This window comes from Halomonas sp. HMF6819 (genome assembly GCF_044335525.1).
Lineage (GTDB): Bacteria > Pseudomonadota > Gammaproteobacteria > Pseudomonadales > Halomonadaceae > Vreelandella.
The window spans coordinates 180,248-201,444 of record NZ_JBIQVY010000002.1 but is presented as its reverse complement, the minus strand read 5'-3'; the positions used below and the strand labels follow the sequence as shown (position 1 = coordinate 201,444).

Sequence of the window (21,197 nt, the reverse complement as noted above, 5' to 3'; positions counted from 1 at the left end):
ACAGCCAAACGCCCCCGCGGCTATTCGTCGGAGCTATTCATTTAGGCTCACGACGATATCGAGGGCAAATTCGTCGCAGTTATCGCCTTCGCCGCCCCGGTCGACCACCAGAAACTCCCCCTCGTGCTCAAGTACCGAGTTGATCGCGTGCCAGGTGCCCGCGGCGTAGTTCACGCCCTGGCGGCCGTCGGTCACGAACGCGCGCACATCACGCGGGTTGATCGTTTCGCCGGCGGGCGCGACCACGACGATAAAGCGCTCGCCGTGCAGCGGCATGAAGGCTTGGCTGCCCTGGGGGTGGCGCTCCAGAAAGGTGAGTTCCAAAGGCAGCGTCACCGGCTGGCTGACGAAAATGTTGATCAGCGTGTGGGCGTTCTCGCCAAGGGTTTGTACCCGGGCCAGGTCGTGGTGGCGCTGAGTGCGCCCGGCGTTGATCGCAAACGAGGGCGACGTTCGGGCGTCGATTACCTCGCCAAACGGGGCGAAGGTTTCCGCGGTCAGCGGCGCGGCGGTCAGTTCGAGCATATCAGGCTCCTTTAGCCGGGGCGGGTGAGTTAAAACTTGAGCGCCGCGTGGCGGTTCACATCCTTGTACAGCAGGTAGCGAAACGGGCCCGGGCCACCGGCGTAGCAGGCCTGGGGGCAGAAAGCGCGCAGCCACATGAAATCGCCGGCTTCCACCTCGACCCACTGCTGGTTCAGGTGATACACCGCCTTGCCTTCCAGCACGTAGAGGCCGTGCTCCATGACGTGAGTTTCGTCGAAGGGAATGACGCCGCCGGGCTGAAAGTTGACGATGGTCACGTGCATGTCGTGGCGGATATCCGCCGGGTCGACGAAGCGGGTGGTCGACCAGCGCCCGTCGGTGCCCGGCATCTCATTGGGCAGGATCTCCTGCTCGTTGGTCACAAACGCGTTGGGCACGTCGATCCCCTCGACATACTCGTACGCCTTGCGAATCCAGTGAAAGCGCACCGGCTCCCGGGTCTCGTTGCGCACCTGCCAACTGCTGGCCGGCGGAATGAAGGCGTAGCCGCCGGGCGCCATGACGTGGCGCTCGCCTTCGAGGGTCAGCGTGAGCTCGCCTTCGACCACGAACAGCACGCCTTCGGCTTTCGGGTCGAGCTCGGGCTTGTCGCTGCCGCCATCCGGCTGTACTTCCATGATGTACTGCGAGAACGTTTCGGCGAAGCCCGACAGCGGGCGCGCCAGCACCCAGGCCCGGGTGCTTTCCCAAAACGGCAGGTTGCTGGTCACGATATCGCGCATCACCCCTTTCGGGATCAGGGCAAACGCCTCGGTGAACACCGCCCGGTCGGCAGTGAGCTGAGTTTGCGGCGGATGGCCGCCCTTGGGGGCGTAGTAGTTATTGGACATTGTTGACTCTTTTTAACAGGAAAACGGCGAACCCATCTTGTATACAAGATTTGCTCGCCGTAGTGAAGCGTTCGGGCACCTCCAGCCTGCGCGCTTAAAAGTTGTCGCCTTCAGTGCCGTTTATCGAGGGTATGAAAATTTAAAGCACAGCGGAGATGAACTGCTTGAGTTCGGGGGTTTTCGGCTCGGCGAACAGCTCGGCCGGTACGCCCTGCTCGTGAATGCGCCCTTGGTGCATGAAGACTACGCGGTCGGCGACGTCTCGGGCGAAGCCCATCTCGTGGGTGACAAGAATCAGCGTCATCCCCTCCGCCGCTAGCGCCTCCAGCACGCGCAGCACTTCACCCACGAGTTCCGGGTCGAGCGCCGAAGTCACTTCGTCGCACAGCAATACCTTGGGGCGCATGGCGAGCGCGCGCGCAATGGCGACCCGCTGCTGTTGACCACCGGAAAGCTGGGCCGGGAAGACGTCGTACTTGTCGGACAATCCCACCTTGGAGAGCACTTCGCGCGCCAGGGGTTCGACATCACTACGCGCTTGACCGCGCACCACGATCGGCGCCAGGCAGACGTTTTCCCCAACTGTTTTATGAGGGAAAAGGTTGAAGCTTTGAAACACCATCCCGACGTTTTCGCTCAGCGCCTTGGGCGACATGGAGCCCGCGTCGAGCTCCTTTCCCGCAATCGTAATAGACCCTTGGTCGTGCTGCTCCAACTGATTGAGACAGCGCAGAAGCGTGCTCTTACCCGAACCGCTGCGACCGATGATGGCAATGACTTCGCCTTGTGCGACATCGAGGTCGATACCCTTAAGCACCTGCAGGTCGCCAAAGGCTTTATGAACGTTATCAACGCAAACCAGCGTCATAGAGCTTTTTCTCCAGATAGCGCGCGTAGCAGGACAGAGGGAAGCAGAGCGCAAAGTAAAGAAGGGCCACCAGCGCGAAAATGGTGAAGGGCTCGAAAGTGGCATTGTTGAGCATAGTGCCGGCCTTGGTCAGCTCGACGAAACCGATGATCGAGGCAAGCGCCGTGCCTTTAACGACCTGGACCGAAAACCCCACCGTGGGCGGGACCGACAACCTCAGTGCCTGTGGCAGAATCACGTGGCGCATGCTCTGGTAGTAGTTCATACCGAGTACCCGAGCGGCATGCCACTGCCCCTTGGCGACCGCTTCCAGACAGCCGCGCCAGATATCGCACAAGAATGCGCTGGTAAAAAGCGTCAGCGCAATGGAGGCGGCAAGCCAAGCGGAAATCGGCTGGCCCAGCGCCGCGGCACCGAAAAAGATCAAAAACAGCTGCATCAGAAGCGGCGTGCCTTGAAACAAATCGACGTACAGCGCCGTCAAATGCTGAAGCCAGCGCTGGCTCGACAAGCGCAGAAAGGTCAAGATGAGCCCGACCACAGCGCCACCGGCGAACGCGATCAGCGACAGCACCACGGTCCAGCGCGCTGCCAGCAGAAGATTGCGCAGAATGTCCCAAAAGGTAAATTCGATCACCGAGTTTCTCCTCGCTGATAAGCGAATACCCGGCTACCTACCAGCATGAAGGCGCGGCGCAGGCCGAAGGCAAGTAGTAGATAGACCAGCGTAATCAGCAGATAAACCTCAAAACTTCTGAAGTTACGCGACTGAACGAAGTTGGCAGCGTAGGTCAGATCGAACACCGAAATTTGCGATACTACCGCCGAGCCGAGCATCACGATGATCGCTTGACTGATTAGCGATGGATAAACCCGTGCGAACGCAGGCACCAGCACGATATGGCGATAGCTTTGCAGCGCCGACATGCCTAGCGCGCGACCGGCTTCGAGCTGTCCTTTGGCCGTAGCGCTAATACCCGCACGCAGAATCTCGGCGCTGTAAGCGGCCAGATTAAGTGTCATGGCGATGAACGCCGCAGTGATCGCATCGATCTTAATGCCCAGCCCAGGCAGGCCGAAAAAAATGAAAAAAAGCTGCACGATGAACGGCGTATTCCGAGTGACTTCGACGTAAGTGCCTAGCCCGCGGCGAAGCCAAATCTGACCGTGCGCTCTCAAGTAAGCTACCACTACGGCGAGCATGATCCCCGCCAGCGTGGTGACGACGGTCAATACGACCGTCGTGATAAGCCCTTTCAGCAAGTCGCTGGTGTAGGGCAAAAGCGTGAGAAAATCCAAGGATCCCATGGTGCCACTCAGCTACCGAAACCATCAGGCAGATCGGCGCTGAGCCAGCGCTGGGAAAATTCGTTTAGAGTACCGTCCTTAAGCGCTTGGTCGATCAGGCGATTAACCTCGGCTTGAAGCGCCGGCTCGTTTTTGTTCATGCCTACATAGCAGGGAGAATCCTTGAGCTGATAGATCAGTGAAGGCGCGCGGTTGCTATTGCGTTCGGCGATTTCGGCGGCGACCAGGTTCCCCGTGGCAACGTAGTCGACCTGTCCGGACAAAAACGCCGAAATAGTGGTCGCATTGTCCTCAAAGCGCTGAATAGTCGTGGAGTCCGGGGCAATATTGGAGAGTTCCATGTCTTCTACCGCGCCCCGCGTCGCGCCTATGGTCATGCCGGCAAGTTCTTCCGGCGTATCGAGTCGCTCATCCGGGTCGGCACTGAAAACGCCCAGGAAAAAAGGCGCGTAGGCATCCGAGAAATCAATCGCCGCTTCACGCTCGGCGTTCTTACCGAGACTTGAAATCACCAGATCGGCTTGGCCGGTTTGCAGGTAGGGTATGCGGTTGGCGCTTGTCACGGTGATCAGTTCGAGCGTAACCCCCATCTCGTCTGCCAAGTAATTCGCCATATCGATATCATAGCCGCGCGGCTGAAGATCCGGGCCAACCGAGCCGAAAGGTGGAAAATCCTGGGGCACCGCGATCCGAATGGTGCCACGGGATTCGATGTCTTCGAGCGCATCGGCGCTTGCAGTGGCGCTGCCCCCCAAGCCGCCAAGCCCTAGAACTGTCGCCACGCCGGTAGCGACGATACCGGACTGAAGCCGCTTGACCAGGCTTAGCCCACCATTTTGGATGCTCTGCTGAATCGCTTTCACGCTGCTCTCCTCATGTACCGGCCCCCTTTAACGTCGAGTCGCTAAAGCTCCGGTGAAAAAATCGTTTCATGAACGAGTTAAAGAAACTTTCGTTTCACATGCAGCAATAAGGAGACCAGTCGAAACAAAAAACTATTTAATTAATTAGTTAAGAGCAAAAAGAACGGTTTTTAAAGTCATTAAATACGAAATGCCATCGCATCGATGCCAGTAAACGGTGCATCGTGTAATGCCCAAGCACTATTATTGACACGCGTCCCAATCGACGCTCATCACCGCAGCCTCGAGCTCATCGAGTTCACTATAACCGTCGCTGATCTGGCTGATGCGTTCACGTCCTTGAGCGAGGCGCTGATGCAGTACTGAATTGGCCAGCAGGCAGATCAGGCTGTTGGCTGTAGCGTAGCTGTCAAAAGCCGAAAGACTTTCGAGCGGAGTTTCAAAAAACCAAGTGGCGCGAGCGGCCATGCCTGCAGCGGTCGGGTCACCGATCAGTAAACAGCGGGCCGGTGAGCGTACCAACGCTTCCACCAGTTTGGACAGCCCGCGAGGCCGCCGACGAAAACCAAACAGCACCACGACATCATCGGCGGTGAGATCGACAACCTCCTCGGCAAGCGACTGATTGGGCTGCGGGGCCAAGCGCACCTGAGCGCGAGCCTGAATCAGTTGCTGGCGAAAATGCAGCGCCAAGGGGTAGCTGTTGCGAAACCCCATCACCACTACCTGGCGCGCCGAGCAGAGCGCGTCGACTGCGCTTGCTATATCGTCCGTATCCAACCGGCCTAGCCCGCGCTGCAGGTTTTCCTGCTCGCGCTGAAGGTGACGCGCTAGAGCGCCACCTCCCTCTTCCGCCATGGCATCAGATTCGATGACCAGCGGCACACCCAGGTTTCTAAGCTGACGGGCGTGCGCCTTGACGGTGCGAAAGCTCTCGAACCCCAGCCGCTTGAACAAGCGGCTAACGGTGGATTTCGACACGCCGGTCAGCCGCGCCAAATCCGCCGCACTGTAGACGGCCAGATCGTCGAAGTGATCCAGAATAAAGCTCGCCACCCGCTGCTCCTGTGCGCTAAGCGATTCGAACTGGGCGGTGATACGCTGTCCTATATGGGGTGTCATAGCTCTCCAAGCGGCTAAGGTTAAAGCGCCGGTGCCGGGTGGTGCTCGGCCCAGTGGCGGGCGATGTCCACGCGGCGCGTCACCCAGACGCGGTCGTGGGCTTCGATGTAGTCCAAAAAGCGCTGCAGCGCGCGAAAGCGCCCGGGGCGGCCCAGTAGGCGGCAGTGCATGCCGACGGAGAGCATTTTAGGTGCTTCGTCGCCTTCGGCGTAGAGGACATCGAAGGCGTCGCGCAGGTAGCTAAAGAAGTGATCCGAGGTGTTGAAGCCTTGAGGCGAGGCGAAACGCATGTCGTTGGTGTCGAGCGTATAGGGCACGATCAGGTGATTGTGGTCGCTGCCCTGGCTGTCGGTCACGCGGCTCCAGAACGGCAGGTCATCGCCGTAGTAGTCGCTGTCGTACAAAAAGCTGCCTTCGTCGACCACCAGCCGCCGGGTGTTGGGGCTGTCGCGGCCGGTGTACCAGCCTTCGGGCTTCTCGCCGTACAGGCGCTCGAAGATATCCATGGCCTTTTGCAGGTGGTCGCGCTCGATGTGTTCGGGCACTTCCTGGTAGTGGATCCAACGGTAGCCGTGGCAGGCGATTTCGTGGCCCAGTTCCTTGAAGGCGTGGGCGACGTCCGGGTGACGCTCCAGCGCCATCGCCACGCCAAACACGGTCAGCGGCAGGCCGCGACGCTCGAATTCGCGCAGGATGCGCCAGACGCCTGAGCGCGAGCCGTACTCGTAGATCGACTCCATGCTGAGATGGCGCGAGCTATAGCTCGCCGCCCCGATGATCTCGGAAAGAAACTGCTCGGAGCCGACGTCGCCGTGCAGCACCGAGTTTTCCCCTCCCTCTTCATAGTTGAGCACGAACTGCACGGCGATTTTCGCCTTGCCGGGCCAGTTGGCGTGGGGCGTATTTTGCCCGTAGCCCACCAGGTCGCGCGGATAGAAGCTGGCGGTCTGCTCTTTCGTGGACATCGTGGTATCTCCCTGATTGTTGGCGGGACTTCTTTGTATACAAGGTAAACAGTTCGACGTCCGCTCGCAACGCGCCGGCGGCCCGTCGGCTTTTATACGCCTGGTTTTAGCGCCTTATCGGAGCGCTTATACCGTGCTTTAGGGCGTTTGGGTCTTACACTATGGTTCAACGTTAAAAGGGTTGCGCCGTGATTTAAAGCGCCTTATTTTCGTATACAAGATGACTTTTAATCGTTTACCTGTGAGTCGCTCAACGTGCATATACGCATCATCAATCCCAACACGACCGCCTCGATGACCCAAGCCATTCATCGCGCCGCCGAGGCGCTGAAAAGCGAGGGCACGACGCTGAGCGCCACGCAGCCCGAGGCCGGGCCGGTATCGATCGAAAGCCATTTCGACGAGGCGGTGAGCGCCGTGGGCGTGGCCGAGGAAGTGCTCAAGGGCGAGCGCGAAGGCGGGATCGATGCCTATATCGTGGCCTGCTTCGGCGACCCAGGGCTTCTGGCCGCCCGCGAGCTGACCCGCGCGCCGGTGATCGGCATCGCCGAGGCCGGGTTTCACCTAGCCACCCTGATCAGCACGCGCTTTTCGATCGTCACGACCCTGGGGCGCACCGGCATCATCGCCGAGCACCTTCTGGAGCAGTACGGTTTCAGCCACCACTGCCGGCGTATACGCGCCGCAGAAATTCCGGTGCTCGATCTCGAGCACGACCCGGACGCGGCGTTCAAGCGCATCGTCGCCGAGTGCTGCCGGGCTCGCGACGAGGATGGTATCGGCGCCATCGTACTGGGCTGCGGCGGCATGGCCAATTTGACCCAGGCGATCAGCCGCGAGGTGGGCCTTCCGGTCGTCGAAGGTGTCAGCGCCGCTTTGAAGCTTGCCGAGTCGCTGGTCGGGCTTGGCCTTCAAACCAGTAAATACGGAGATCTGGACTACCCGCGCCCGAAAACCTTTACCGGCAGGTTCAGCGACTATTCGAACCTTGAGCTGCCGCCGGGCGTTTAGCGATCACAATCAAGCAGCATTACTGAGTAAGCAGTACCGTTCGATCGATAAAAAGCAGCACCCATAACGACAATACGAACACCGTTAGCACGCCACGCCGCAAGCGTCGCCCGAAAATCGGGCAAAACTATAACGTCGAATATCTTGCGAGGACGGTACGATGAACACGTCTGAATTGACCTCAGAGGCGTCACACCCGCCGGTGGACGCCGCTCAAAAAGCGATGGGCGCCGAGAGCCTGGCGCCGCAGCAAACCCGCATCATGGGGCGCGGCTCCTACTTTCTGGCCTGGTTCGGCGGCTGCGTGTCGATCGGCACCTTCGCCATGGGCTCGAGCGTGGTGGGTACGCTCAACCTTCTACAGGCCACCCTTGCCATCGCCATCGGTTGCTTCGTCATCGGCGTGGCGCTGGCCATCAACGGTGCCGCCGGCTACAAGTACGGCATTCCCTTCATGGTGCAGGCGCGCTCCGCCTTTGGCTTCACCGGCACGCGCATTCCGGGGCTCGTTCGCGCGGTGCCCGCCGTGGTGTGGTACGGCTTTCAGAGCTGGATCGGCGCGGGTGCGCTGAACATGGTGTCGGCCACGCTGTTCGGCTTCGACAACCTGATATTTTTCTTCATCGCTTTTCAGTTTCTGCAGATCGCGCTGTCGGTGACCGGGTTTCAGGGCATCAAGTGGCTCGAGAACATCGGTAGCGCCTTCATTTTGTGCTCGCTGACCTACATGTTCTACGCCACGGTGCAGCGCTACGGCGACGAGCTTTCGGCAAGCCTGTTCACCATGGAGGGCTCTTGGGGCATGCCGTTCTGGGGCGCGACGATGCTGTTTCTCGGCATCTACAGCACCATGATGCTCAACGTCAGCGACTATTCGCGCGAGCATAAAAAAGGCACCGGCGGCGGACTTTTGACCACCATCTACGCCATGTCGATTCTGCCCTGCACGCTGTTCATGGGCTTGATCGGCTACATGGTATCCGAGGCGACCGGCACCGCCGACCCCATCCAGGTGTTCGCCAACGCGGTGGATAACACCCCGCTTCTGATGACGACGCTGTTGTTCATCGCCTTTGCCCAGGTGACCACCAACGTGCTCAATAACGTGGTGCCGCCGACCTACGTGCTGATGGACGTGTTCAAGATGCGCTTTCCAACGGCCTCCATTCTGGTCGGTCTGCTGGCCTTCGCCACCTTTCCCTGGAAGCTGGTGCAGCCGGAATCCGCCGCCGGGCTTCAACTGTTCGTGCAGACCTACTCCGCCTTTCTCGGCCCGATCTTTGCGATTCTGGTGGTGGACTACTATCTGATTCGCCGGCGCACGCTGGATCTCGACAAGCTCTACGACCCGCAAGGCCCCTACAAAGGCGTCAACCTGGCCGCCGTGATCGCCATGGCGGTAGGCATCGTCGCCGCACTCATGTTCTCGGCGGTATCCTGGTACGCAAGCCTGATTCCGGCGGGCGGGGTGTACTACCTGCTCATGGCGCGCTGGTCCGTTTGCCAGCGCTTTACGCAATAACCGTTTGTTCCCCTGCCGCCCTCGGGCGGCCTTTTTATATCGTTTCAATCACAACGCCAAATACCCGCACAGGATGTCACCATGCATGAGCAACCGTCCCCGAGTGGACTCGATATAAAGCGCATCGACCCTAGTCTTTACAACGAAGACCTCGCCCCGTTAAAGCCCGAGGCGCGTAGCTGGGGCGCCTTCGAAATCTTCAACGTCTGGTCCAACGACATTCAGAGTCTGTTCGGCTACACCCTGGCCGCGTCGCTTTTTCTGACCTATGGCCTGAACGGCTGGGCGGTGATGGCGGCGATCATCCTGGCCGGGGTGGTAGTCATGTTTCTGGTCAACCTGACCGGCAAACCGAGCGTGAAGTACGGCATTCCGTTTCCGGTCATGGTGCGGGCGAGCCTGGGAGTACGCGGGGCCAACCTGCCCGCCATCCTGCGCGCCATCGTCGGGATCTTTTGGTACGGCGTGCAGACCTACTTCGCCTCGACGGCGGTGGCGCTATTGATCACCGCCTTCATCGGTGAGCCGAGCGGGGCAAGCTTTTTGGGGCTCTCCCCGGTGGCATGGGTGTCGTTCGTGATCGTGTGGGTGTTTCAAATCGCGATCTTCTGGCAGGGCATCGAGCGCATCAAGCACTTTTTGAACTGGGCGGGGCCGCTCGTTTACGTGGTCATGCTGGTGCTGATGGGCGTGGTCTGGTACCAGGCCGGCGATGAACTTTTGCCCGCCATCGGAACCATTTTCAGCGGCAGCGGCGAGCCGGACGGCGGCGCCGTGGCAGCGTTTTTCGCCATCGTCGGCACCATGATCGCCTACTTCGCGGCAGTGGTGATCAACTTCGGCGATTTCACCCGCTTCGTGAAAACCGAGCGCCAGATGAAGCTGGGTAACCTTCTGGGCCTGCCGCTGAACGTAGCGTTTTTCTCCTTCATCGCGCTGATCATTACCGCCGGCACGCTGGTGCTATTCGGCGAGGCGCTGACCAATCCGGCGGATATCGTCGAGCGGGTAGACTCCTTGCCGCTGACCATCGTCGCCGCGCTGACCTTCTTCGCCGCAACCGTCGGTATCAACCTGGTGGCGAACTTCATCCCGCCGGCGTATGACCTGGCGAACCTGTTTCCCAGCAAGATCAGCTTCAAGACCGGCGGTTTGATCACCGCGATCATCGCGTTTTTCGTGGGCGCGCTATGGGTCTCGGTGATCAGCCAGATCGGCGTGCCGGGCTTTGTGAACGCGCTTGGCGCGGTGGTGGCGCCCTTCTACGGGATCATCGTGGTGGACTACTACCTGATCAAGCGCCAGCACCTGAACATGGAGGAGCTCTTCTCTTCCGAGCGAAACAGCGCCTACTACTACACCAAGGGCTGGAACAAGCGCGCCCTGATCGCCTTCGTAGGGGCGGCGGCGTTCTCGCTGTCCACCGTGCTGGTACCCGCGCTTTCCGGGCTCGGCGGCTACGGTTGGCTGATCGGTGCCGGTTTGGGCGGGCTGATTTACTACGCGCTGATGCGCAATTTCAGGGCGGCGCCTGCCATCGGCGCCCACCAGACCACCTAAGACACATACGTTACGCGTTAGGGTAAGCGCAAAAGCGCCACCGGCCCGGGCCGGTGGCGCTTTTTTACGGATCGATTTATGCTCTGCAACGCCTTTACGCATCGCCTCAGCTGGCGCCATCGCTTAAGGGCATCTTTTCAAAACATCGCTCAGGAACATTGCTTTAGAACATCGCTTAAGAACGCTATCACTCGCATGAATACGTTGCCATCGCACCAGCAGGAGTTCGCCAAAGGGGTCGTCACGCGCTCGGGCTATCGCGCCCTGAGCGATGCTGAAGGCTACGGTGCCGCCTCGAGCATTGGCGCGGGGAGCACTTACATCGCGCTACTCTGGCAGGCGCTCGAGGCGAATGAGGCGCTGTCGCTTTATTCAAGCTCGGCGCCGACGTGCCATCCGGCCACCGAGGCCGAGCTTGCCGACTGGTGCCAAATGCACTTCCCCGACTGCTACGGCGAGTACCTCGCGCGGCGCACGCCAGAGCCAAAGCCAAAGCCAAAACGCGGCTTTTGGCACTGATGCCAGTCAGTCAAGCGTAACGAGCGCTTGGGAAAAATTAGCCCGCGACCGGTAGCCCACTCAAGGCGTCTGATGGCGCCATTCGCCCGCTGAAGCGGGCTCCTACAGTAGAGAAAGTTCCCTATTCACTTCGCGACGGAACATCCAGCGTTATTCGTTACCCTGTTCAGTGAGGCTCACGGCGTGCCTTTATGAAACAGCGCTGAGTTTCTCCAGCGTCAGATGATTGTCGATCTCCTTGATCCGGTCTTCGGTGTGGTGGTTGACGTAGAGCACCGTGGTTTCGCCGCCTTCACAGATTTTCTCGATCAGCGCGAGCACCAGCTGGCGGTTCATGTCGTCAAGGCCCAGGCAGGGCTCGTCGAGGATTAGAAGCGGCGGGTGTTTGACCATCGCGCGGGCAATCAGCAACAGCCGCTGGTCGCCGTAGGAGAGCTTGTTGAACGGCTGGTCGGCCCGCGCGCTCATACCCAGCAGCGCCAACCACTGATCGGCGATTCGTTTTTGCTGATCGGTGGCCTTGTTATAGACGCCGATACTGTCATAAAAGCCCGAAATAACGACGTTCCTGCAGCTAGTGCTAACGCGATACTCCCACTGTAGGGCGGTGGAAACGTAGCCGATGAACTGCTTGATCTGCCAGATACTCTCGCCGCTGCCGCGCTGAAAGCCGAACACGAAAATATCATTGGTGTAGCACTGCGGGTGGTCGCCCGTGATCAGCGAGAGCACGCAGGTCTTGCCGCTGCCGTTCGGGCCGCTCAACTGCCAGTGCTGGCCTTGCTCAATCGTCCAGTCGAGCCGGTCGACGATCAGCGCATCGCCGTAGCGGATCGTCGCCTGGGTGAGCTTAACCAGCGGCTGGCTTGGGTCGAGCGCCGGCAGCTGGCTGGCAGGGTCGGCGTCGGGCACGCGCAGGTCGCTGGTTTTCAAATGCAGCAGCTGATAAAGCTCGTTGTAAGCCGCTTCATCCTGGCGGTCTACCGTGAACGCCAGCCGCCCGCCTTCGCTACGCTTTTTACTGCCTTTCACCGGCTCAGGACGGTCCTTGTCCAGGTAGGCCACGTGGGTGATGAAATCCGGCATTTCGTCGAAGCGGTTGAGCACCAACACCATGGGCACGCGTTCGACGATGGCGGCCAGGTGTGCCTGGAGCATGGCGAGCGTGTCGACGTCGAGCCCGTCGAACGGCTCGTCCAGGATCAACAGCGCCGGCTCGTTGGCCAGTGCGCGAATCAGCATGACCTTGCGGGTTTCGCCGGTGGAGAGCTTGCGAAAAGCGCGCTCCAGCAGTGGCGTCAGGCCGAACTTCTCAACCAGCTCTCCGGCAAGCTCAGCGTCACTGCAGTAATCAAAAATCATCTCCCTGACCGGCGTGCCGAGCGACACTACATCCATGATGTCGGCATCGTCCTTTTTAAGCTCGGCGGCGATAAGCTCGGCCTGCGCCTCGAACGAGACCAGCCCGACGCTCGCGGGAAGCCCGTCGATACTGCCCGCCTCGAGCTTTCCAACGCCGGCCAGCGCCGCCGCCAGCGCCGATTTGCCGGCGCCATTGGCGCCGGTGATGACCCAGTGCTGGCCGGGTTCGATGGTCCAGTCGACCTCGCTTAAGGTGAAGCGATCGTCGCAGCTGATCGTTGCACTGTTGAAGGCAATCTTCGCCAAACGGGTCGAGGGCTCCATGAACGTATTCCTTATGGGTTGGAAAGCAAAGTCCGAGTTGACATATTCAGTGACAAAAAAGCCGGGCGTATCAAAAAGATAGCCCGGCTTTTCTTGACTAACGAACGCTCAACCCGGGGTTAAACGATCTTCTTCATGTCGGCCATGTGGCCACGCAGCACGGCGCCAACGGCTTCGACCGGGTGGGCACGCAGCGCTTCGTTGACGTCGATCAGGCGCGCGTTGTCCACGCCGTTATCGTCGACATCGAGGCCCTTGCCGATCACATCGGACTTGATGCCCTTCATGAAATCCGCCAGCAGCGGTACGCAGGCGTGGTTGTACAGGTAGCAGCCGTACTCTGCGGTGTCGGAGATCGTCGCGTTCATCTCGTAGAGCTTCTTGCGCGCGATGGTGTTGGCGATCAGCGGCGTTTCGTGCAGCGACTCGTAGTAGGCGGACTCAGCGATGATGCCCGCCGCGGTCATGGTTTCGAACGCAAGCTCCACGCCCGCCTTGACCATGGCCACCATCAGGATGCCGTTATCGAAGTACTCCTGCTCGGAAATCGCCATGTCGCCGGCCGGCGTTTTCTCGAAGTTGGTTTCTGCGGTTTCGTCGCGCCATTTGTGCAGGTTGGCGTCGTCGTTGGCCCAATCTTCCATCATGGTGTGCGAGAAGTGGCCGCTCATGATGTCGTCCTGGTGCTTGTTGTAGAGCGGACGCATGATGTCCTTGAGCTCTTCGGCCAGGTCGAACGCCTTGATCTTGGCCGGGTTGGAGAGCCGGTCCAGCATGTTGGTCACGCCGCCGTACTTGAGCGCCTCGGTGATGTTTTCCCAGCCGTACTGGATCAGCTTGGAGGCGTAGCCGGGGTCGATGCCCTCTTCGATCATCTTGTCGAAGCACAGGATCGAGCCGGTTTGCAGCATGCCGCAAAGAATCGTCTGCTCGCCCATCAGGTCGGATTTGACCTCGGCGATGAAGGAAGACATCAGCACGCCGGCCTTGTGGCCGCCGGTGCCCACCGCGTAGGCTTTCGCCAGCGCCAGGCCTTCGCCTTTGGGGTCGTTGGCTTCGTGAACGGCGATCAGGGTGGGTACGCCGAAGCCACGCACGTATTCGGCGCGCACTTCGGAGCCCGGGCACTTCGGCGCGACCATGATGACGGTCAAGTCATCGCGGATCTTCATGCCTTCTTCGACGATGTTGAAACCGTGGGAGTAGGAGAGGCACGCGCCTTCTTTCATCAGCGGCATCACGGCGTTGACGACTGAGGTGTGCTGCTTGTCCGGGGTCAGGTTCAGGACCACGTCCGCGGTCGGAATCAGCTCTTCGTAGGTGCCCACAGTGAAGCCATTTTCCGTGGCGTTCTTCCAGGACTGGCGCTTCTGCTCGATGGCGTCCGGGCGCAGCGCATAGGCCACGTCAAGACCGCTATCGCGCAGGTTCAAGCCCTGGTTGAGGCCCTGAGCGCCACAGCCGATGACGACCATTTTCTTGCCCTTCAGCGCCTCGACACCCTCGTCGAATTCAGAGCTGTACATGAAACGGCATTTGGCGAGCTGCTCGAGCTGTTCGCGAAGCGTCAGGGTATTGAAATAGTTAGCCATTCTGGATATCCCGATAAGTGATCAAGCGCGGTCGATGTAGCCACACCGACACGAAAAGTGACCCGGCCGCTCGCTGTTAGAGCCAGCGCCGAGTGGGTAAGACCAATCTACCCAAAAACGACTCTTTCTTAAATTGATATATTTGCAACAGCACATCCCGTTTTTCACAAAACAGGTTTATGATGGCGCGATGAACTTCAAACTCCTCAAACAGTTTCTGGCGCTGGCGGAGACGCTACACTTTGGCCGCGCCAGCGAGGCGTGTTTCGTCAGCGTCTCGGCGCTTTCGCGCAACATCCGCTATTTGGAAGACGAGCTCGGCGTGGCGCTTTTCAATCGCGACAACCGGACCGTGATGCTGACCCGGGAAGGCCAGAGATTTCTCGAGTATGCCCGCGAGGCCAGCAGCCAGTGGAATCTGATTCGCCACGAACTGACCGACAACCCCGGGGAGTTGAGCGGTGAGATCAGCCTGTATGGCTCGGTGACCGCCAGCTATAGCTTTCTACACGAGCTTCTGCGCCGCTTTCGTATCGCCTACCCGGCGATCGAGATCAAGCTGCGCACCGGCGACCCGGAGCACGCCATCGCCCACGTGCTGGATGGCAAGGAAGATTTAAGCATCGCCGCCAAACCCGCGCACCTGCCGCGGGGGCTGGCCTTCAAGCCGATCGCCACCTCGCCGCTTCTGTTCATTGCGCCGCTGGAGCCGCCCGGGCCGAATGCCCCCACCGGCACGCCAGCCACGCCAGAACAGTGGGCGAGTATTCCCATGATTTTGTCGGAAAGCGGCGTATCGCGCGCGCGGGTGGACGAGTGGTTTCGCAGGCTCGCCATTTCACCGCGTATCTATGCCCAGGTCACCGGAAACGAGGCGATCGTCAGCATGGTAAGCCTGGGGTTCGGTATTGGCGTGGTGCCTAAAATCGTGCTCGATAACAGCCCGCTCAGGGAGCGCATTCGCGTGCTCGACGTGGCGCCAACGCTTGAACCATACGATATTGGCTTGTTTACGTTGAAGAAAAACCTGAAAAACCCGCTGGTCGAGGCGTTCTGGAGCCTGATGTAAGCCTGCTGGCGACGCCGGCGCTTGCTCGTTCAACCGGCAAAAATCTCGCGCAGGTCCGGTACGCTCTCCTCTTCTTCCACCATCGAAAGCGACGCTTCGATCGCTTTCAGATGGCGGCTCATGAACGCCGTGGCGCGCTCGGTCTTGCCCTCTTCCAGATAACCGATCAGGTCGTCGTGGTCGTGGGACTCGCAGCCCAGATGGCCGCGATGTCCGTACACCGCCAGAATCAGCGACGAGCGCGAGCAGAGCCGCTCGACGAAGTCGGCAAGCGTGACATTGCCGGAAAGGCGTGCCAGCTGCACGTGAAAATCCGCCGAGAGGCGAATGGCCACGCTCTGCTGGCCTTCACGCAGCGCTTGGCGTTCGCGGTGAGCCAGGGTGCGAAGCGCGTCGGCATCCGCCGGGGCCATATGCCTGGCCACGTCCGCCATCAGCCCGCACTCGACCAGCTGACGCGCGTTGAACACGTCTCGCGCCTCTTCCGCGGTCGGGCGGGTGACGCTGGCCCCGCGGCGCGGCGTCAGGGTAACGAGCTGCTCCAGCGCCAAGCGCTGCAAAATCTTGCGAATACCGGTCCGGCTGATGCCAAACACCTCGGATAGCGCGTCCTCGCGAAGGCGCGCACCGGGCTTTAAGCGCTGCTCGACGATGGCGTCGCTCACCGCACGATAAATCGACTCGTGGCGCGCGTCGCCGTCGCTTTCGGGCACGCGGCGTTTCATGGCGGCCTGCTCGTCGCTCATGGCCTCTCCTTGCAAAAATAAATCGGGTGCCGATTTTAACGTATTTAGCTGCCGCGATAGGTCGAGTAGCCATAGGGGGAGAGCAGCAGCGGCACGTGGTAGTGTTCGTCGGCGCGGGCCACGCCAAAGCGCAGCGGAATCACGTCCAGAAAGCGCGGCTCCGTGGCCTCGACCCCTTGGGTGCGCAGATAGTCGCCGGCGTGAAACACCAGTTCGTACTCGCCGGCCAGAAAGCGCTCGCCCTCGAGAAGCGGGCCGTCACAGCGGCCGTCGGCATTGGTCACCGCACTTCCCAAGTGCTCGCGAGAGCCGGCGGAAAGCCGAAACACCTCGATAGTGATGCCTGCGCCAGGCGCGCCTCGGGCGGTATCCAGTACGTGGGTCGTCAGCCGTCCCATAGCCTCTCTCCTGTTATCGGCGGTGCGTTTGACCTATCGGTCAACACCTTGTATTGATCAAAGCTTAGTGGTGATACCATCGATTGTATACACCGCCCATTCGCTCTACGCCAAGGAGAAGACGCCGTGCCAAACGCGCATCAAGAGGCTTTCGATTCGCTCACCCCGGCTCCCAGCCAATGCTCGCTGGACGCGTTTGTAGCGGCCTACGGCGACGTGTTCGAACACTCGCCCTGGATCGCCGAACAGGCCTGGCGCCAGGGACTGGATACCCGCCACAACGATCCGGCCGCGCTTGCGCAAACGATGAGCGAGGTGCTGCGAGCCGCCCCACGGGAGCGTCAGATCGAGGTGATCCGCGCGCACCCGGACTTGGCCGGCAAAGCGGCGCTAGCTGATGAATTGACCGACGCATCGAAAAGCGAGCAGGCCGGCGCCGGGCTCGATCAGTGTTCGGTCGAGGAGTTGGCGCGCTTTGAGTCCTTAAACGGCGCTTATCTTGAGAAGTTCGGCTTTCCGTTCGTGATTGCGGTCAAGGGTCTCGACCGCCACGACATTTTGGCGGCGTTTGAAACGCGGCTCAACAATACGCCAGACGAGGAGCGGGAAACTGCCGTCGAGCAGATCGCCCATATCGCGCGCTTTCGTCTGATCGCCAAAAGCGAAACCTGAGGCGCCTTTTACGTTTGTTTCGCCCACGAAAAAGCCGCACCCGAGGGCGCGGCTTCGAAAGCGATCGGAGTGATTACCGGCTGATGGTATCAGCGGCTTTCTGGGTCTGCTCTTCGGCCATTTTCTGGCTGTCCTGCATGAAGTCCTGACCGATCGAAGTGACTTTCTCGGAGTCGCCCTTGACGCGCTCCATGAAGTCAGACGCGGTTTTCTGCTGGGACTGCATCGCACGCTTGAAACCTTCGGCGTCCTTCACGTCAAGCCAGGTACGCGCTTGAGCGAGACTCATGTCCGAGTAGGCACGAGCGGCATCCATCTGGGCGCCGACGAGACGCTCGTAGTAATCGAGCGCCGCCAGGGTGTATGAGCGCATGGGCGAGACAAAAATCGACTCGAACTGCTGCTTGGTGTTCTCTGCGGTCCTATCCATCACGTAACCTCCTGCCAGTTAGCGATTCGACGCGCATGTGGGGCGGTCGATACCAAAGCATTTGCCTTGTGTCCCCTTAAGCTAGCAGCGCTTTTTGTGCAGCGCAACATGATTTTTGCCGCACTGCACCATTTTACCGTTTGGATATGACCTATACCTCGCGCACCGTGGGTGCCTGGCCTGCCATACCGTCATGAATGGCCAGCATTTTCTCGAACCACCGGGAGATGGGCTGGTGCTCGTCGAACAGCGCCTCGCGTGATACGACGTGGGCCCACATGAAACTTCCAAACAGCAGGTAGTCGGCGCCCGCCGGTGCGTCGCCGTCGAGAAAGGCGCTCTCTTTTAGCAGCGCGTTCACCGGCGCCAACATCTTGTCGAGCTGCTCACGCCCTTGGGTCGGGTTGTGAAGGTCTTCGAGACGCATCTTGAAGTTCGCCTCGCGGGTTTCACGAAAATACTGGCGGTCGTCGGGGTGAATGGCCTCGAGCAAGTCCATCACCACGATGCGAAACAGGGCCGGAGTAACGCTGCGTTCGACGAAGAGTTTGAAAAAGAGCGCGCGCTGGTAGCTCTGTCCTTCGCCAAGCAACGGCGCGTCCGGGTAGGTTTTATCCAGATAGCGCATGATCTCGAAGCTGTCGGTCACCACCGTGTCGCCGTCGACCAGCACCGGCACCTTATCGTGATTGGCAAAAGCAATTTTCTCCTTTTGCTGAAAGCGCCAGGGCTCGGTGCGATAGGCGAGCCCCTTGTGCGCCATCGACAGGTGCACGCGCCAGCAGTAAGGCGAAAAACGCAGGCGTTCATCGCGCCCGCACAGGTCATAAACGATACGATCCATCGGTTCACCTCGCTTGAAAGACGACGTGTTCAGCATGGTCGCTCCCCGCGCCACAAACAAGCCCTAATGCTTGCCCAACCGCTTGTTCGACGCCCTATCTATTAGTCTAATGAAAAACGTCACTTCTCATTGGCGCCTCTGAGGATAGATCTAATAAAAACAATGACTTGATTTAAAAACACGAGGTTCCGGACGACATAAAACTCGGACGATGACTGGTAAGACCAATTTTCCAATGTAGTCAGCGCCTTAAGCTGGTCGTATCGTTAGTCGGGACTGCTCGCGCGCCAAAAGCACCGAGCATTGACTACTCATAAAAGCACCGTCGAACAAACAAGGGCTCCCCTCCATGAGTGAAACGATACTTGCATTACTGGCGTTCATGCCGCTACTGCTTGCGGGTATTTTGCTGATTGGCTTTAAAGTACCCGCCAGAATCGCCATGCCGCTGGTCTTTCTCACCGCTGCCGTGATTGGCCTGACGGCTTGGGACATGAGCTTTACCCGCGTGGCCGCCTCGACCATTCAGGGCCTGATTCAGACCGCCGGGCTTTTGTGGATCATCTTCGGCGCGATTTTGCTGCTCAACACGCTTAAGCACTCCGGCGGCATCATGGCGATTCGCAACGGCTTCTCCGGCATCAGCCCGGACCGCCGCGTGCAGGCGCTGATCGTGGCGTGGCTGTTTGGCTGTTTCATCGAAGGCGCCTCGGGCTTTGGTACGCCCGCCGCCGTTGCCGCCCCCTTGATGGTCGCACTGGGCTTTCCGGCGCTGGCCGCGGTGGTCGTGGGCATGATGCTTCAGTCCACGCCGGTCTCCTTTGGCGCGGTGGGTACACCAATCATCGTGGGCGTGGGCACCGGGCTCGACCGTAACGGCATCACCGACGCGCTCGTCGCCAACGGCTCCTCCTGGGAGGTGTTTTTCCGTCTGATCACCAGCGAAGTCGCCATTATTCACGGCATTGTCGGACTTTTGATGCCGCTGATTCTGGTCACCGTGATGGTGCGTTTCTTCGGCGCCAACAAGTCCTGGAAAGAGGGCCTGTCGATCACCCCGTTTGCCATCTTCACCGGTATCTCCTTCGTTGTGCCGTACATGCTGGTCGGCGTTTTCCTCGGCCCGGAATTTCCCTCGATGATCGGCGCCATGGTGGGGCTTGCCATCGTGGTACCGGCGGCGCGCAAGGGCTTTTTGCTACCCAAGGATACCTGGGACTTTCCCGAGACCACTTCCTGGCCGGATGAGTGGGTCGGTAAGCTGCAGATCAAACTCGACGACGTGGCGGGCCGTGCGCCGATGTCGACCTTCAAAGGCTGGATTCCCTACGTACTGCTGGCGATTTTTTTGGTTGCTTCGCGCACTATCGAGCCGCTACGTGTCGCGCTGACCTCGATCAACCTGAGCTGGACCGACATCCTGGGCGAAGCCGGTGTTAGCGGCGGCGTGCAGCCGCTGTACCTGCCTGGCGGTATCATTCTGGCCGTCGTGCTGATCACCTACTTCCTGCACAGGATGAACGGTGGCCAGTTGAAGGCGGCGGTATCGGAGTCCACTAAAACCATCTTCGGCGCGGGCTTCGTGCTGATCTTCACCGTGCCAATGGTGCGTATTTTGATCAACTCCGGCGTGAACGGGGCGGATCTCGTGTCCATGCCGGTCATGATGGCCCAAGCCGTCGCCAACGGCGTGGGCGGGATCTATCCGTTCTTCGCCCCCGCCGTGGGCGCACTGGGGGCCTTCATTGCCGGCTCGAACACCGTCTCGAACCTGATGCTGGCGGAGTTCCAGTTCAACGTTGCGCAGACGCTGGGCATCTCCACGGCGATGATGGTGGCGCTGCAGGCCGTTGGCGCCGCGGCGGGTAACATGATCGCCATTCACAACGTGGTGGCAGCTTCCGCCACCGTTGGCCTTCTGGGCCGCGAGGGCGCGACGATCCGCATCACGATTCTGCCGACGATCTACTACCTGGTGTTTGTCGGCACCATCGGCCTCATCGCGTTCTACCTGCTCGGTCTGAGCGACCCGCTGCTATCATAAAGCGATGCACTTAAAGCGAAAAACCACCCTTCGGGGTGGTTTTTTTATGCGCGCGTTTCACGTTGTAATCAAGCGCTAGTCGATACGCTTGAGCTCTTGTGCGTGCACCTGGCCGCGCTCGACGTAGCTTTGGGCGTTGAGCCGGAGTTTGTCGATCGCGCCTTCCGGCAGGGTTTTCACCACACGCGCTGGGGAGCCGACGATCAATGAATTGGGCGGAAACACCGCGCCCTCTTTCACGAAGGCGCAGGCGCCGACCAGGCTGTTCTCGCCAATCACCGCGCCGTTGAGAATCACCGCCTGAATGCCGATCAGACAGCCATCCTCCACCGTACAGCCGTGCAGCATCGCCTGATGGCCCACGGTCACGCCGTTACCCACGGTCAAGGGAAAGCCGGGGTCGGCGTGCAGCACGGCGCCGTCCTGAATGTTGCTCTGCTCGCCCACTTCCAGCCGCTCGGTATCGCCGCGCAGCACCGCCTGATACCAAGCGCTGGCGCGGGATTTTAGCGTCACCTGCCCGATCACGTCGGCGGTCTCGGCGACGTAAACGTCGTCGGCAATGTCCGGCTTGTGCTCCCCCAGTTGATAAATGGCCATGC

The 21,197-nt window shown here is 60.0% G+C and carries 22 protein-coding genes; 7 read left to right on the top strand and 15 right to left on the bottom strand.

The window, feature by feature from the left end:
* Positions 1–33: 33 nt before the first annotated feature.
* The 8 genes from ACGLWX_RS06895 to puuE all read right to left on the bottom strand — a co-directional run bounded on the left by ACGLWX_RS06895 (position 34) and on the right by puuE (position 6,502).
* Positions 34–525 carry an ureidoglycolate lyase gene (locus tag ACGLWX_RS06895; protein WP_396238446.1) on the bottom strand — a complete coding sequence of 164 codons (492 nt, stop codon included), beginning with the start codon at positions 523–525 and terminating at the stop codon, positions 34–36.
* A gap of 29 nt (positions 526–554) precedes the next feature.
* Positions 555–1,376 carry a bifunctional allantoicase/(S)-ureidoglycine aminohydrolase gene (locus ACGLWX_RS06890; protein WP_252106333.1) on the bottom strand — a complete coding sequence of 274 codons (822 nt, stop codon included), beginning with the start codon at positions 1,374–1,376 and terminating at the stop codon, positions 555–557.
* A gap of 139 nt (positions 1,377–1,515) precedes the next feature.
* Positions 1,516–2,244, bottom strand: coding sequence for an amino acid ABC transporter ATP-binding protein (locus ACGLWX_RS06885; RefSeq protein WP_252106332.1), 729 nt, complete (start codon positions 2,242–2,244; stop codon positions 1,516–1,518).
* Positions 2,225–2,881 carry an amino acid ABC transporter permease gene (locus ACGLWX_RS06880; protein WP_396238444.1) on the bottom strand — a complete coding sequence of 219 codons (657 nt, stop codon included), beginning with the start codon at positions 2,879–2,881 and terminating at the stop codon, positions 2,225–2,227. Before ACGLWX_RS06880 ends, ACGLWX_RS06885 begins: the two co-directional genes overlap by 20 nt.
* Positions 2,878–3,552 carry an amino acid ABC transporter permease gene (locus ACGLWX_RS06875; protein ID WP_396238442.1) on the bottom strand — a complete coding sequence of 225 codons (675 nt, stop codon included), beginning with the start codon at positions 3,550–3,552 and terminating at the stop codon, positions 2,878–2,880. Before ACGLWX_RS06875 ends, ACGLWX_RS06880 begins: the two co-directional genes overlap by 4 nt.
* An 8-nt stretch (positions 3,553–3,560) precedes the next feature.
* Positions 3,561–4,415: a transporter substrate-binding domain-containing protein gene (locus tag ACGLWX_RS06870; protein ID WP_252106329.1), complete on the bottom strand. Its 855-nt coding sequence runs from the start codon at positions 4,413–4,415 to the stop codon at positions 3,561–3,563.
* Positions 4,416–4,658: 243 nt separating this feature from the next.
* A complete protein-coding gene (locus tag ACGLWX_RS06865; RefSeq protein WP_396238440.1) occupies positions 4,659–5,537 on the bottom strand; it encodes a MurR/RpiR family transcriptional regulator in 879 nt (292 codons plus the stop codon).
* 20 nt (positions 5,538–5,557) lie between these two features.
* Positions 5,558–6,502 carry an allantoinase PuuE gene (gene puuE / locus ACGLWX_RS06860; protein ID WP_396238438.1) on the bottom strand — a complete coding sequence of 315 codons (945 nt, stop codon included), beginning with the start codon at positions 6,500–6,502 and terminating at the stop codon, positions 5,558–5,560.
* 255 nt (positions 6,503–6,757) lie between these two features.
* On the opposite strand from puuE, the gene ACGLWX_RS06855 reads away from it, so the two are divergent.
* The 4 genes from ACGLWX_RS06855 (at position 6,758) to ACGLWX_RS06840 (ending at position 11,114) form a co-directional block, all read left to right on the top strand.
* Positions 6,758–7,513: an aspartate/glutamate racemase family protein gene (locus ACGLWX_RS06855; protein ID WP_396238436.1), complete on the top strand. Its 756-nt coding sequence runs from the start codon at positions 6,758–6,760 to the stop codon at positions 7,511–7,513.
* A 160-nt stretch (positions 7,514–7,673) separates the two neighbouring features.
* Positions 7,674–9,035, top strand: a complete 1,362-nt coding sequence (locus ACGLWX_RS06850; protein WP_396238434.1) for an NCS1 family transporter — start codon at positions 7,674–7,676, stop codon at positions 9,033–9,035.
* 81 nt (positions 9,036–9,116) lie between these two features.
* Positions 9,117–10,595, top strand: coding sequence for an NCS1 family nucleobase:cation symporter-1 (locus tag ACGLWX_RS06845; protein ID WP_396238432.1), 1,479 nt, complete (start codon positions 9,117–9,119; stop codon positions 10,593–10,595).
* 195 nt (positions 10,596–10,790) lie between these two features.
* Positions 10,791–11,114, top strand: coding sequence for a hypothetical protein (locus tag ACGLWX_RS06840; protein WP_396238430.1), 324 nt, complete (start codon positions 10,791–10,793; stop codon positions 11,112–11,114).
* Positions 11,115–11,303: 189 nt separating this feature from the next.
* Here ACGLWX_RS06840 and modF read toward each other — a convergent pair whose 3' ends face one another.
* Together modF and ilvC are read right to left on the bottom strand one after the other, a co-directional pair.
* A complete protein-coding gene (gene modF, locus ACGLWX_RS06835; RefSeq protein WP_396238428.1) occupies positions 11,304–12,800 on the bottom strand; it encodes a molybdate ABC transporter ATP-binding protein ModF in 1,497 nt (498 codons plus the stop codon).
* Between the two features lie 119 nt (positions 12,801–12,919).
* Positions 12,920–14,392: a ketol-acid reductoisomerase gene (ilvC, locus tag ACGLWX_RS06830; RefSeq protein WP_396238426.1), complete on the bottom strand. Its 1,473-nt coding sequence runs from the start codon at positions 14,390–14,392 to the stop codon at positions 12,920–12,922.
* A 190-nt stretch (positions 14,393–14,582) separates the two neighbouring features.
* On the opposite strand from ilvC, the gene ilvY reads away from it, so the two are divergent.
* Positions 14,583–15,461, top strand: coding sequence for an HTH-type transcriptional activator IlvY (gene ilvY / locus ACGLWX_RS06825; protein WP_396238424.1), 879 nt, complete (start codon positions 14,583–14,585; stop codon positions 15,459–15,461).
* 29 nt (positions 15,462–15,490) lie between these two features.
* Here the strand turns inward: ilvY and ACGLWX_RS06820 are convergent, their stop codons facing one another.
* On the bottom strand, positions 15,491–16,207 hold the full coding sequence (locus tag ACGLWX_RS06820; RefSeq protein ID WP_396238422.1) for a GntR family transcriptional regulator: 717 nt from the start codon (positions 16,205–16,207) through the stop codon (positions 15,491–15,493).
* A 44-nt stretch (positions 16,208–16,251) separates the two neighbouring features.
* Positions 16,252–16,605: a hydroxyisourate hydrolase gene (gene uraH, locus ACGLWX_RS06815; RefSeq protein WP_252106319.1), complete on the bottom strand. Its 354-nt coding sequence runs from the start codon at positions 16,603–16,605 to the stop codon at positions 16,252–16,254.
* Between the two features lie 126 nt (positions 16,606–16,731).
* Between uraH and uraD the strand changes: the two genes are divergently transcribed.
* Complete coding sequence (uraD, locus tag ACGLWX_RS06810) at positions 16,732–17,277, top strand: 2-oxo-4-hydroxy-4-carboxy-5-ureidoimidazoline decarboxylase (RefSeq protein ID WP_396238420.1); 546 nt, start codon at positions 16,732–16,734, stop codon at positions 17,275–17,277.
* Between the two features lie 73 nt (positions 17,278–17,350).
* Here uraD and ACGLWX_RS06805 read toward each other — a convergent pair whose 3' ends face one another.
* Entirely contained in the window at positions 17,351–17,707 is a 357-nt protein-coding gene (locus tag ACGLWX_RS06805; RefSeq protein ID WP_252106317.1) for a phasin family protein, read from the bottom strand.
* Positions 17,708–17,858: 151 nt separating this feature from the next.
* A complete protein-coding gene (locus tag ACGLWX_RS06800; RefSeq protein ID WP_396238418.1) occupies positions 17,859–18,587 on the bottom strand; it encodes a glutathione S-transferase N-terminal domain-containing protein in 729 nt (242 codons plus the stop codon).
* A gap of 313 nt (positions 18,588–18,900) precedes the next feature.
* Here ACGLWX_RS06800 and ACGLWX_RS06795 point away from each other — a divergent pair, with 313 nt between their 5' ends.
* Positions 18,901–20,595: an L-lactate permease gene (locus ACGLWX_RS06795; protein WP_396238416.1), complete on the top strand. Its 1,695-nt coding sequence runs from the start codon at positions 18,901–18,903 to the stop codon at positions 20,593–20,595.
* A 75-nt stretch (positions 20,596–20,670) separates the two neighbouring features.
* Here the strand turns inward: ACGLWX_RS06795 and ACGLWX_RS06790 are convergent, their stop codons facing one another.
* The gene (locus tag ACGLWX_RS06790) at positions 20,671–21,195 is read right to left on the bottom strand and encodes a gamma carbonic anhydrase family protein (protein ID WP_396238414.1); all 525 of its coding nucleotides are present in this window, start codon (positions 21,193–21,195) and stop codon (positions 20,671–20,673) included.
* Positions 21,196–21,197: the final 2 nt, after the last annotated feature.